Source organism: Acinetobacter sp. ANC 7912 (assembly GCF_039862785.1).
Taxonomy (GTDB): domain Bacteria; phylum Pseudomonadota; class Gammaproteobacteria; order Pseudomonadales; family Moraxellaceae; genus Acinetobacter; species Acinetobacter thermotolerans.
This window is the reverse complement of the sequence record NZ_CP156795.1, coordinates 2,676,730-2,689,206: the sequence shown is the minus strand read 5'-3', so window position 1 is coordinate 2,689,206 and position 12,477 is coordinate 2,676,730. Positions and strand designations below refer to the sequence as shown.

Sequence of the window (12,477 nt, the reverse complement as noted above, 5' to 3'; positions counted from 1 at the left end):
CATTTAGGGTGCTTTTTTACAGACCTTTTTAGGCGGTTGGTTTGCCGGTATGTACTGTATCAATCAGATCCGACAGGTCATAACCCAGTGATTGTGCATAAGCCAGATATTCTCGTTTGGTCGCTTCATCAATGGTTGGAGTGCGGTGCAATAACCATAAATATTTCATATTTGGTTCACCCACTAGAGCAGTCTGATAGCCAGCATCCAGTTTCAGTACCCAATAATCCCCTTTGGTAAATGGTACCCAACGCAAACCTTCTGGCAGAAAGCTGACTTCTAGCTTGCCATTGGCTGCATCAACAATGGTCGCTTCACCAATCGATTCATCTAGCTTGCCGTCAGCATCCAGACAACGGTTTTGGACACGAACTGTACCATCTTCATTCAAGCTATAAGCTGCTGAAATATCAGTACTATCTTCAGGCTGGTGTTTCATTGGGAGACGGGCAATTTCATACCAGATGCCCAGATATTTGGCGAGATCAAAATTGGAAACGGTCGGAATATCATGACTCATTCTTTTTCTCCATTTTATGTCAGTCAATGAATTGGTGTCCCACAGTCTAAACAGTTCAATCGCACTGCAATGCTGTAATCCTGTAGTGAAATGTTGTGTTTATTTTCAAATAGATATGATTTGGTAGAGCCTGTGCAGGAAATTTTAATTAGAGATGATTTGAGTTAAATCCATAAATTTTATTTTGCTGAATTGAGATAACTATTAATTTATTTTTCACAAAAACTTAATAATTTAATTTTTTGTAAACAAATGAGGTAAAATAATTACATAAAAAATAAGTGTTTAAATTTGACTGGTTAAATATTGATAAATTTATTTACATTTAGAACGTGAAAAATAACATTAATAGGGCTAGTATTTGGGCCTCTTGAAAGATATGAACGCCTGCAAACGGCGAGGAGTACCTGGTCTAATATGATTTATGATCATCAAGCGAATATGAGTGCAGTTCATGCTCCTGTTCAAGCGAATGTCATAATTCGTTCTCAATCGGGACAAAATGCTAAACGTCAGTCCCAGCGCAACACATCTGCTTCAGCCCGTAAAAATCAATCTGAATCTTACAAGAACTTTGGTTCTAAAGGTCAGCGTATTGATATCGAAAAATTTACTAGCTATCTGCAAGGTATTACCCGTAATACTAGTACCAAGATGTGCGCACGCAGTATCCGGATTGGCCTGCAATCTTCAGGCGCGAAAATCGTTAATCACCCTGTCGCAGCAGCGGACTGGGGTACGACACTGCAACAGTTAGGTTATCGTAAAATTAACCTGTCATTTGACCGTCCGAAAAAAGGTGATATCTATATCATCGACCGGACTTCAGAGCACAAGTATGGGCACATTGCAGCCTACTCAGGTACAGCTTGGGTGTCTGACTTCAGACAGACCGGCTACGCAGTCTATCGTAGCCCGAATGTGAAATACACTTACTACCGTCTGGATTCTTATCTATAAGCGGTACGTCAATCGAACTCTGCGAAAGGTTTTAGTCCTCGAAGCGTTTCGCACGGTTTGCATAAATGGACACAATAAACAGTCCAAGCATACTAAAGCCCACACATTGAACCCCTAAGGCAATTTTGTGCTGCTGCGGCAGCACGCCAATCAGGGTGATCAGGGCAATCAGTGGAATAAACAGATTCAGTCGGGTGAAGCCTTCCTTATAAGAATTCTGCTTTGGAAGTTTTAATGCGACCGTATGCAGCACATGACTGAGCATGCCGATTGCCAGACTGATTCCCACATAAATTCTACCCAGCTCGGAAAAAGTCGAAGGCAGAATAAATGATTGCACAGGTGGCAATGCAGACTATCAGTTTGATCTGCCGCGTGCAGCGTTCCGAATACCAGAAATCAAGCATGCGTATTTTTGTGCATTAATGACAATGGTGAAAACAGGCAGATCGACAGTGCCATAAAGCCAATGCCTTGTGCACCGCTTAGTAGAATCTCACCACCTTTCATATTCATAAAAATCAGCGCCAGTAACAGGGCAATTGGAATCCAGATGAGCAGTCGATAGGCCAGCCCAGTAGGATTTTTCACAAAATGAATTTTGCAGTAGCGGCAGATCAGGAAAATAATTCCGGTGCCGGCAAACATCAGAATTGAATCCAGCGGCAAAGGTTCCATCCAGTACAGGCCTGCGGTGACTGCTGCAATCACGATAAAAATCAGAAATTTTTTCAGGACAGAAATTTGCGGATTAAACCAGTATTCAAGCATGACAACCGGGAATTAGGATAAGAGATAAGCTGCACTTTAGCATATTTCAGAAATAAAAAAGCGAGGCAAATGCCTCGCAATAATTTCAGCTGATTTAGCTGTTTTTCTGTGGACCCCAGTCATAAATTTTCTTCTGGTAGGCATACCACATCATCCAGATACCAATCAGGATCATTGGCAGGCTGAGGAATTGGCCCTTACTCATCCAGGCAATAAATAGTTGACCATTGTCCGGTTCACGGAAAAATTCCACCACGAAACGTGCCAAACCATAGCCGATCAGGAACAAGGCAGACACGGCCATACGCGGGCGTGGCTTGGAACTGAACCACCATAGCACGATAAACAGGATCAGACCTTCACACAGTGCCTGATACAGTTGGGATGGGTGACGTACCAGTTGCAGCGGATCGGTTGGGAAAATCATGCCGAAAGCAAAGTTTGGATCAGTCACCTGACGGCCATACAACTCGCCGCCGATAAAGTTACCAATACGGCCGAACATCAGACCGGTGGGTACACATGGCGCGATAAAGTCCAAGGTTTGGAACCAGGTCATCTTGTATTTCTTGCACCAAAGCAGCATTGCCAGGATCACACCGAGGAAACCGCCGTGGAAGCTCATACCACCAGTCCAGATTTTAAAGAGCCAGATCGGATCGGCCAGAAACTGGGAAAAACCATAGAACAGTACGTAGCCAACACGACCACCCAGAATCACCCCAAGAGCACCATAGAAAATCAGATCTGAGACCATATCCGGTGTCCAGCCACGCTGTTTGGAACGATAAGTGGCGAGTCCCCAAGCAAATAAAAATGCCATCAGATACATTAGTCCATACCAGTGGACCTGCAAAGGCCCGAGCGAAATCGCTACGGGATCAATATTGGGATAGGTGAGCATGCATCTTCCTTTGTCATTCTGTTTTGTCCTGATTTTAGCCTAAACTCCGGAAAAATGTTGTACATTCAATGTGTAAAGATCTAGAGCAGCAAATATGTGTATTGTCGCCTTGGCCTGGCGTGTATTGGATAACACGCCTTTATGTCTGATTTCCAATCGGGACGAATTCTATCAGCGTCCCACAGCAGCCTTACATGAATGGGAGAATAGTCCAATTATTGCAGGACAAGATTTGCAGTCTGGCGGTACCTGGATGGGTATCACTCCATCAGGAAGATGGGCAGTGATTACCAATTTCCGTGATGGCAATGACAAGAATAATTATCCGACTTCACGTGGGCATATCATTCAGAATTTTCTGGAATCGGATCTAACACCGATCCGTTTTGCCCGGGAACTGGAAAAGAAACAGTGTGACTATGCCGGCTTTAACCTGTTTGTGGGTGATCGTGAGCAGGCGGTGTATATGAGTAACCGGGGCGAGGCACCGCAGGTGCTGGCACATGGTGTGTATGTAGTTTCCAATGGCTTGCTGACGGAACACTGGGAAAAGACCCGGCATCTGCGCAAGCGCTTTACCCAAGAATTCTTGCCGATGCTGCAGCATCCAGATACACCTGAATCCGATCTATATTACGCTGTCTGGGATATTCTGGAGGATGAACGAAAGATTATTCCAGAGCTCTTACCTAAGACCGGGATTACGCCGGAAATGGAACAGTTACTGTCTTCGACCTTTATTCAAAGTCCGGTCTATGGCACACGCTGTTCCAATTTTCTGAGAATGAAAACCGATGAATGGCAGTGGCTAGAAAAATCCCAGCAGGGGGGAACAGTAGGACAGATTGTCAAAAAAGTTATTCCAATCACTGCATAAGCAGTATTGGTGATGAGATTTATAAAAAGATCAGTTTAAACATCAAGTTCGTAGCATAGGCAGGTATGCTAGGATGAAGCCTATCGATTACCATTGAATCTATTTTCCCTATGGCACTGCTCCTACCATTAATTTCATTTTTGATTGGATTCTGGGGCGTCCAAAATTTAAAGCCAGTTCGTCCATTCATGGCGGCTTTGTTAGCCCGCCTGCTGATTCCCCTGATTGTGATTTACAACATGGTGTTCTATAAGCAGGGCAGTCTGTGGCTAATTGGCTTTAGTATTTTTAGTTCGATCTTCCTGTTTGGACTGTTCTATCTTTTTTCCAAAGATAAATTGCGGGCATTATGTTTTAGTTATCTCAATGGAGTCTGGCTCGGTTTTCCTTTTGCCTTAGCTGTATTTGGTCCTGAAGCTTTAAATATCATAGTGGCTCTCTATATCGGTGGTTCTTTATTTGGAAATGTGAGCGCCGTAGTGGCTGTCAGTCCTGATAAGCAGGATCCCAAATTTATTATTAAAAATATGCTGAAATCTCCACCGGTGATTGCGCTCACTGTTGCAGCGATTTTGTCATTTTGGGATTTCACTGCTTATGAATCGCATCCGATGATTCAATGGGGTTATGCTGCGAATAAGTTTCTGGTGACTTTCGCTGGCATGTGCATTTTGGGGATGTGGTTGAGTAAAGTTCGGATTCAGCTCAGTGATTTAAAACGCAGCTTAATATTGATCAGCGGTCGTTTTGTTATTGCTCTTGGTTTAGCAGCTGGAGCTTATTTCTTGTTACCAATTCCGCATCAAGTCCTGACGTATGCAGTAATGATGATGTATTTCCTGCTTCCACCCGCAGCTAATATTGTGGCCTTGGAAACCCATTATCAGGGGACGGGTTATTCTGCAAAATATATCGCATCAGGAACGCTTGCCAGTGCGATATTGATTGGGGTGTATGGGACGGTGGTGCATGTGGTGGTGCCGGGATTATAAATTAAAAAGTTCTCTCTCCCTCTGGGAGAGAGTTAGAGAGAGGGTATAAAAGTTTTTGAAAGTCCCTCTTTTACAAAGGGGGATTCTTGATAAGAGATAAATTTAAATCCCTCCCGACTCTCTTTAATAAAGGGAGGAGTTTTTCTCTCTTTCCTATGGGAGATGAGCAGCATCATGAGGGTTGTTTTTATAATGACCTCCCTCTTAAAAGGAGGGAAGACTCCTTTTACAAATTAGATTTATTTTTCCAAACTCGCTTTAAACAGCTGCATCGCCTGACCACGGTGACTGATTTTATTCTTCTCTTCCTTGCTCATTTCAGCACTCGCAATACCCAGTTCAGGTAACCAGAACAATGGGTCATAACCAAAACCATTTTCACCGCGTGGTGCTTCCAGAATTTCACCTTTCCAGATGCCCTGGAAAATTTGTGGCAATGGATCTTCTGCATGTTGTACCAGTACCAGTACACACACGAACATACCCTCAATCGCTTCGCCGTCTTTGCGGAGTGGTTTTAGGTCAGCCAGTAATTTTTCATTGTTCGCAGCATCATTGCCATGTTCACCTGCATAACGTGCTGAATAGATGCCCGGTGCACCACCAAGAACAGGCACGCAGATACCAGAGTCATCTGCAATCGCTGGTTTGCCAGAAATCTTAGAGGCATGACGTGCTTTGATAATGGCATTTTCAACAAAGCTCAAACCATCCTCAACGGCATCTTCAATATTTAGTTTGCCTTGAGGAACCACTTCAACCGGTAATTTTAGCTCGGCAAACATCTTTTCAAACTCGGCAATTTTGCCCTTGTTGTTACTTGCTAGTACCAGTGTGCCTTGGGATAGCCAGTCAGTTGAAGCCATATCAATTACTCTGAATTTAAAAAACGGGCTTATTTTAACAACCCCTAGACCCAAACAGCCAATAAAAAAGCACCCGAAGGTGCCTTTTAATAAATTCAGTTTATTGTGCCTGAATCCATTTATCTGCACGGTCACGCGCCTGACGGATCTGTTCTTGAGTTAAGTTGGCTGCTAGAGCAGTTTTCTTACCCTCAGAAAGCGTAATCACTTTATTGTCCAGCATGCCATCACGGGTAGAGAGTTCATACCACTGGTAAGCACCCATATAGTTTTTCTTCTTCTCTTCCATCATCGCCAGGTTAAAGCTGGCACGGTTGTCGCCACGGCTGGCTGCCTTCTCAAAATATTGGCGTGCTAAAGCTTCATCTTTCTTGGTGCCAATACCATCTGCCAGCATACGTCCCACATTCAGCTGAGCCACTGCCAGGCCCTGGTCTGCAGCTGCTTTGTACCAGGCAAATGCCTGTTTTTCATCTTTCTGAATGTCTTTGCCATACTGGTAACGGGTCGCCAGATAGAACTGTGCAGCAGGCTGACCTGCTTTGGCAGACTTAATCAGACTGTTAATGTCCATCACGGAATACTGTGCGGCCTGACTTGCCACAGAAGGAGCTGGAGCAACATAATCTGCATGGGTTTGAATACTAAAAAGTCCAGCCAGTAGCGTCGTACTTAGTAATAATTTTTTCATAGAGCGCTCACTCGATAAATTGCGACTTCACCAAACAGATTAGGGAGGTGCTTGCTGAGCATACTGCCTTGTTGATCCCCATTTACAGCGAGTCGATTAATAATTTTGATGTTATTTTCCGCGCAAAGTGCTTCAAAGTCACGGAAGGTACAGAGGTGAATGTTCGGCGTGTTATACCACATATACGGCAACGCTTCCGAAACAGGCATTTTTCCTTTGAGTGCCAGGAAAGAACGGGTCTTCCAATGGGCAAAGTTTGGGAAAGTAATAATCGCCTGTTTACCCACCCGCACCATATCACGCAATAAAACGTCAGGTGCATCTACAGCTTGCAAAGCCTGTGCCATGACAACATAGTCAAAAGACTGGTCTGCAAAACGACTTAATCCCAGATTTAAGTCCTGCTGAATAATATTTAACCCGCGACTGATCGCAATTGCAATCTTTTCCTGATCAATTTCTAGCCCATATGCACGAATATTGTGCTTTTTGCTCATATGAGCCAGCAATTCACCATCACCACAACCTAAGTCAAGGACGCGTGAACCCGGTTTAATCCAACGTTCAGCAAGTTGTTGATCAATGCGCATTACACAGCCTCCTTCGGTGTTGATTTTAATAGTTCTTCACCACCCAGGAAGGCACGCAGTGACTTCACATATAGCGGAATAGGGAACAGGAAGGAGTCATGGCCCTGCTCAGCATCAATATCTACGTAGCTGACAGGCTTATGATTAGTAATGAGGGCATCCACGATTTCAACAGAACGTGAAGGTGAGAAACGCCAGTCAGTTGTGAAAGAGACTACCAGGAATTTACATTTGGTTTGGGCCATCGCTTTTACCAGTGACTGCTGATATTCACGTGATGGATCAAAGTAATCCAATGCCTTTGTCATGATCAGGTAGGTATTGGCATCGAAATTACGGCTAAATTGCTCGCCTTGATAGCGCAAATAGCTTTCCACCTGGAATTCCACATCGAAACCATACATAAATTTGCCGGACTTCAGGTCACGACCAAATTTCTGTTTCATGGCTTCTTCAGACAGGTAGGTAATATGACCGACCATACGCGCCAGAATCAGACCACGTTTTGGATAGCTGTCATGTTCTAAGTAACGGCCATGATAGAAATCCGGATCAGACAGAATGGACTGACGAGCCACTTCGTTAAAGGCAATATTCTGTGCAGACAGTTTCGGCGCACTGGCAATAATCACGCATTTTTGCAGACGGTCTGGATAATCCACTGACCATTGCAGCGCCTGCATGCCACCGAGTGAACCTCCGACAATGGCATACCAGATATCAATACCAAGACGATCAGATAGCATTGCCTGTGTTTTGACCCAGTCGCGTACTGTCACTAATGGAAAGTCTGGACCATAGGGGCGATTGTCATTTTCAGGGTTGGGTGAAGTTGGGCCAGTTGAGCCGTGACAGCCCCCAATATTATTGATCGCGACAACAAAGAACTTGGACGTATCAATGGCTTTACCCGGGCCAATACAGGAATCCCACCAGCCGGGTTTGCGGTCATCTTCGTGATGATAGCCGGCCGCATGGTGATGGCCTGACAAGGCATGGCAAATCAAAATGGCATTGGACTTATCTGCATTCAGTTCGCCATAAGTTTCTACCATCAGTTCGAAACGGGGGAGGATGCGTCCGCATTCAAGCTCTAGCGGCTCTTCAAATTGGAACTTTTGTGGGGTTACAAGGCCCACGGAGTCTGCAGGAAAAGACACGGGAATAATTCGCCTTAAATCTTTAGTATGAATAATAAAAGGATACCACTTGCGGGTATCCTTCTAAAGTCATTTTCGTACTATGGATGATTGTAAATTTTGATGCCGGGGTTTAGACGGCAGCAGCAATCACCTGTTCAGTGCTCAACACACCTTGCTCAATCAGACGGTTGGTGCATGCGATGATCGCTTCGATTGAAGAGGTCACGATATTGTCATGCACACCTGCACCGAAAGCAGATTTACCTGTACCTTTCACTTGAAGTTCCACCAATGCCAAGGCTTTAGCATGTGCACCGGCACTGACACTGCGTTCTTCGTAGTTCACTACGTCGATTGGCAATTGCAATGCATCCATGATTGCAGAGATTGGACCATTACCTTCACCACGCAAGTGCTGGGTTTCGCCATTCACTTCGATATCCAGTTCAACCACTTGTCTGCCATTTTCATCAGCTAACTTGTAGTTTTTCGCAGAGTAATGTGCATCTTTCGCTGCAACATAAGTTTCTTTGAACAATTTCCAGATTTCAGTTGCACTGATTTCAGTACCGTCTTCATCAGTACGTTTCTGTACCACTTGCGAGAATTCGATTTGCAAGCGACGTGGCAAGATCACATTATAGTTAGATTCCAACAAGTAGGCGATACCACCTTTACCAGACTGTGAATTCACGCGAATTACTGCGTCATAGTCGCGACCCAAGTCTTTTGGATCGATTGGCAAGTATGGCATATCCCAGATTTCTTCGTCTTTCTGGAACTCGAAACCTTTTTTGATCGCATCCTGATGCGAGCCTGAGAAAGCGGTGAACACCAAGTCACCTGCATATGGGTGGCGAGGGTGGACTGGCAAGCCTGTGCATTCTTCAACGGTGGCAATGATTTCGTTGATATTCGAGAAATCCAAGTTTGGTGCCACACCTTGGGTGTACATGTTCAAGGCAATCGCTGCCACGTCCACGTTACCAGTACGTTCACCATTACCGAATACACAACCTTCAACACGGTCAGCACCAGCCATGATTGCCAATTCAGATGCTGCGATACCACAACCACGGTCGTTATGGCAGTGTACAGAGATAATCACACCATCACGACGCTTGATGTTGCGGTGCATCCATTCCACCTGATCCGCGTAAACGTTTGGTGTAGACACTTCGACAGTCGCTGGCAAGTTCAAGATCACTTTATTGTCTGGAGATGCTTCCCAGATTTCAGTTACAGCATCACAAACGTCTTTTGCCACTTCCAATTCAGTTGCGGTGAAGCATTCTGGTGAATATTGGAATACCCATTCAGTTTCAGGACGAGTTGCTGCATATTCTTTTACTTTTTGTGCAGCATTGATTGCTAATTGTTTGGCACCTTCAACGTCCACATTCAATACTTTTTTACGGAATGTTGGAGAGTTAGAGTTATAGATGTGCACGATTGCGCGTTTTGCACCTTCTAACGCTTCGAATGTACGTTGAATCAAGTGGTCACGTGCTTGTACCAAAACTTCGATATACACGTCATCAGGAATATGACCTTCTTCGATCAACTTACGGGTAAAGTCGAAGTCGATTTGAGATGCAGACGGGAAACCGATTTCAATGTGTTTGAAACCGATTTTCACCAACATCTGGAACATTTTGAACTTCTGCTCGATGTTCATTGGCTCAAAGATCGCCTGGTTACCATCACGCAGGTCAGTACTCATCCAGATCGGCGCTTTAGTGATTTCATTGTTCGGCCATTGACGGTCTGGTAAGTCCACACGTTGATACATGCGACGGTATTTTTTACTTGGATCAGCCAACATCATGAGAGAGCTCCTTAAAGTAGCCTGGCATACCCTCTTGATTGAAGCGGTTGCTGGGTCTACATATAGATTTTGTCTATAAATCATTTACTGGCAGGTGAGGGTAACTTCGATCAATCCTTGGCTTTTAAGTCTTGATCATCGGGATCGACCGATGCACCTGTCTATACTTAAATTCTAGTCCAGAATACGTGAAAAGTTTTTGCTTTTTCTATGGATTTTAGTCTTATCTTTAAAAAGATTTTCTTATATTGATTTAAATTAGAAAATAATTTCTTTCAACTGCATATATGGTGTTTAATTTTCCTTGGATTATCCAATATAGCTAAATTTTTTCTTTTATATATTAGTGTTGCAATCCATATTTCACAATAACAGTTTTTCTCGGTTCAAACAGGACATAAGAAGGGTTAACCCAGATAAGTGAATAAGTTAAATTCCAAACATCTTCTTAGGTTTAGGCTACTATAAAAAACTATAAATAAAGGGCTGAATAAAATGAATCATTCCATCCCGCTAAATAGGCACTCCGGTTGAATATCCTTGATAGTTGCTGTGCCCATCAATGCCATGGTGATTTCAAATTCTTCTTTTAAAATTTTAATCACATGCGCTACGCCCAGTGCACCTGCCGTTGCCAGACCATAAATATAAGGACGGCCAATCAGCACTGCAGAAGCGCCTAAAGCAATGGCTTTGAATACATCCGAGCCACGACGGATGCCACCGTCATAAAGTAGTGGAAAATCCGTAGGCACCACCTTTTTAATCAGCTGCAAAGCAAGCAGTGGGGAAATGCAGGTGTCCAGCACACGACCGCCATGATTGGAAATAATTAGGCCTTTTACACCATGTTGAATCGCTAGCTGGGCATCGTGTGGATGCACAATCCCTTTCAGAATCACAGGTAAGTGAGTCTGCTGGACAATCCAGGCAATATCGTCCCAGGTTGGCGCAATTTTCATCAGACCATGAAAAACCGGATGATCACTCTCTTTTAATTCGGGCAGGGGAATATGCGTTGGCGTATGTGGATGTTGCATGCCTTCCGGTAAATGGAAAAAGGTACGACGTTCCCGGTCACGAATACCGGTATGTGGTGAATCTACCGTAATCACCAGCGCTGTATAATGGTGTGCTTCAGCCATTTTTACCAAGGCTAAAGATTTTTCCCGATCACCTTGCCAGTACAGCTGGAACCATTTGAGTGGATTGTCCTGTTTTAGTGCCCGCATATCGGTATTGGTGAAAGTACTGAGAATGATATTGCTGCCCATGACTTCTGCGGCAAGGGCAGAGGCGGCTTCGGCTTCAGGGTGAAACTGCTGCTGGTGTCCAATCGGTGCCAGGAAAATCGGATGCGGAAATTTCTGTCCGCAAATTTCAATTTCAGTGTTGCCTTGGGTTAGATCTTTCAGCATACGCGGCAGAAGCTGAATATTCTGAAACTGCTGTAAATTATCCCGGACACTGACTTCATCCATGGAGCCGCCTTGCAGATAATCCCAGACCATACTGGACAGATGTTTCTCTGCTTCAATTTCATAGTCTGCAATAGTTTGCAGATGGGCTGGAATCTGGTTCAGGGGCGGCAGGATATTTTTTTCAGTCATAGATGGCTCAGCTTTTATAAATGATCAGTGCGTAATTTAAATCTCAGCCCATTTGCGGATCAGGTTATGGTACAGACTGGTGAGTTTCACCACTTCTGCATGCGTGTCACCGAGTTCTATTCTAAGATTCTGAATGCTCTGATCCAGATTAAACAGCATATATCGATTGGCATCATCACGAATCATGCTTTGCAGCCAGAAAAATGAAGCAATCCGGCATCCCTTTGTTACAGGTGTTACTTCATGCACGCTGGTCGAAGGATAGAGAATCATATCTCCTGCGGGCAGCTTGACTTCATGATAGCCATAAGTGTCTTCAACCACGAGTTCACCACCTTCATATTCTTCCGGTTCGCTTAGAAAAATGGTACAGGATAAATCGGTACGGATACGTTGATTAGTGCCTTGAATCCAGCGGATGGCATTATCGACATGAAAACCGAAAGTTTCGCCATTTTCATAGCGATTAAAATAAGGTGGCAAAATTTGTAGTGGAAGGGCAGCAGAAGTAAATAAGGGATTTTGCCCTAATGCTGCCAGAATAATGTCACCTAAATGTTGGGTTAAAGGGTGATCTTCTTGGAGCTGCTGGTTCTGTTTTACATTTGCGGAAAGTGATCCTGTGGTTTTCTTGCCATCGATCCATTCGACTTTCGCCATTTCATTGCGAAAATACTGAACCTGTTCTTTGCTTAGTACATTTGGAATATGGTGAATCACAGCAAG

13 protein-coding genes and 1 pseudogene are annotated in these 12,477 nt (G+C 44.1%); 3 read left to right on the top strand and 11 right to left on the bottom strand.

Going from position 1 to position 12,477, the window contains the following annotated elements; all coding sequences use genetic code 11:
- Positions 1 to 28: 28 nt before the first annotated feature.
- The gene (locus ABEF84_RS13200; protein ID WP_034588401.1) at positions 29 to 520 is read right to left on the bottom strand and encodes a lipocalin family protein; all 492 of its coding nucleotides are present in this window, start codon (positions 518 to 520) and stop codon (positions 29 to 31) included.
- Positions 521 to 937: 417 nt separating this feature from the next.
- Between ABEF84_RS13200 and ABEF84_RS13195 the strand changes: the two genes are divergently transcribed.
- The gene (locus tag ABEF84_RS13195; RefSeq protein ID WP_034588400.1) at positions 938 to 1,480 is read left to right on the top strand and encodes a hypothetical protein; all 543 of its coding nucleotides are present in this window, start codon (positions 938 to 940) and stop codon (positions 1,478 to 1,480) included.
- Positions 1,481 to 1,511: 31 nt separating this feature from the next.
- Here the strand turns inward: ABEF84_RS13195 and ABEF84_RS13190 are convergent.
- The 3 genes and pseudogenes from ABEF84_RS13190 to lgt all read right to left on the bottom strand — a co-directional run bounded on the left by ABEF84_RS13190 (position 1,512) and on the right by lgt (position 3,155).
- Positions 1,512 to 1,887, bottom strand: a pseudogene (locus ABEF84_RS13190) (hypothetical protein).
- A complete protein-coding gene (locus tag ABEF84_RS13185; protein WP_347454691.1) occupies positions 1,880 to 2,251 on the bottom strand; it encodes a hypothetical protein in 372 nt (123 codons plus the stop codon). The pseudogene ABEF84_RS13190 and the gene ABEF84_RS13185 overlap by 8 nt, the downstream one beginning before the upstream one ends.
- Before the next feature lie 94 nt (positions 2,252 to 2,345).
- Complete coding sequence (lgt, locus tag ABEF84_RS13180; RefSeq protein WP_034588394.1) at positions 2,346 to 3,155, bottom strand: prolipoprotein diacylglyceryl transferase; 810 nt, start codon at positions 3,153 to 3,155, stop codon at positions 2,346 to 2,348.
- 94 nt (positions 3,156 to 3,249) lie between these two features.
- Here lgt and ABEF84_RS13175 point away from each other — a divergent pair, with 94 nt between their 5' ends.
- The gene (locus ABEF84_RS13175; protein ID WP_347454692.1) at positions 3,250 to 4,032 is read left to right on the top strand and encodes an NRDE family protein; all 783 of its coding nucleotides are present in this window, start codon (positions 3,250 to 3,252) and stop codon (positions 4,030 to 4,032) included.
- A gap of 110 nt (positions 4,033 to 4,142) precedes the next feature.
- Entirely contained in the window at positions 4,143 to 5,024 is an 882-nt protein-coding gene (locus ABEF84_RS13170) for a permease (RefSeq protein ID WP_347454693.1), read from the top strand.
- A 239-nt stretch (positions 5,025 to 5,263) separates the two neighbouring features.
- Here ABEF84_RS13170 and rdgB read toward each other — a convergent pair whose 3' ends face one another.
- The 7 genes from rdgB to ABEF84_RS13135 all read right to left on the bottom strand — a co-directional run bounded on the left by rdgB (position 5,264) and on the right by ABEF84_RS13135 (position 12,471).
- Positions 5,264 to 5,890, bottom strand: coding sequence for an RdgB/HAM1 family non-canonical purine NTP pyrophosphatase (gene rdgB, locus ABEF84_RS13165; RefSeq protein ID WP_347454694.1), 627 nt, complete (start codon positions 5,888 to 5,890; stop codon positions 5,264 to 5,266).
- Positions 5,891 to 5,990: 100 nt separating this feature from the next.
- On the bottom strand, positions 5,991 to 6,581 hold the full coding sequence (locus tag ABEF84_RS13160) for a tetratricopeptide repeat protein (protein WP_034584368.1): 591 nt from the start codon (positions 6,579 to 6,581) through the stop codon (positions 5,991 to 5,993).
- Positions 6,578 to 7,171, bottom strand: coding sequence for a methionine biosynthesis protein MetW (metW, locus tag ABEF84_RS13155; RefSeq protein ID WP_347454695.1), 594 nt, complete (start codon positions 7,169 to 7,171; stop codon positions 6,578 to 6,580). Before metW ends, ABEF84_RS13160 begins: the two co-directional genes overlap by 4 nt.
- Positions 7,171 to 8,331 carry a homoserine O-acetyltransferase gene (locus ABEF84_RS13150; RefSeq protein WP_034584364.1) on the bottom strand — a complete coding sequence of 387 codons (1,161 nt, stop codon included), beginning with the start codon at positions 8,329 to 8,331 and terminating at the stop codon, positions 7,171 to 7,173. Before ABEF84_RS13150 ends, metW begins: the two co-directional genes overlap by 1 nt.
- A 112-nt stretch (positions 8,332 to 8,443) precedes the next feature.
- Positions 8,444 to 10,141: a 2-isopropylmalate synthase gene (leuA, locus tag ABEF84_RS13145; RefSeq protein WP_034584361.1), complete on the bottom strand. Its 1,698-nt coding sequence runs from the start codon at positions 10,139 to 10,141 to the stop codon at positions 8,444 to 8,446.
- Positions 10,142 to 10,641: 500 nt separating this feature from the next.
- Positions 10,642 to 11,751, bottom strand: a complete 1,110-nt coding sequence (locus ABEF84_RS13140) for an alpha-hydroxy acid oxidase (protein ID WP_034584359.1) — start codon at positions 11,749 to 11,751, stop codon at positions 10,642 to 10,644.
- Between the two features lie 36 nt (positions 11,752 to 11,787).
- Positions 11,788 to 12,471: a Fe2+-dependent dioxygenase gene (locus ABEF84_RS13135; RefSeq protein WP_034584358.1), complete on the bottom strand. Its 684-nt coding sequence runs from the start codon at positions 12,469 to 12,471 to the stop codon at positions 11,788 to 11,790.
- Positions 12,472 to 12,477 lie beyond the last annotated feature (6 nt).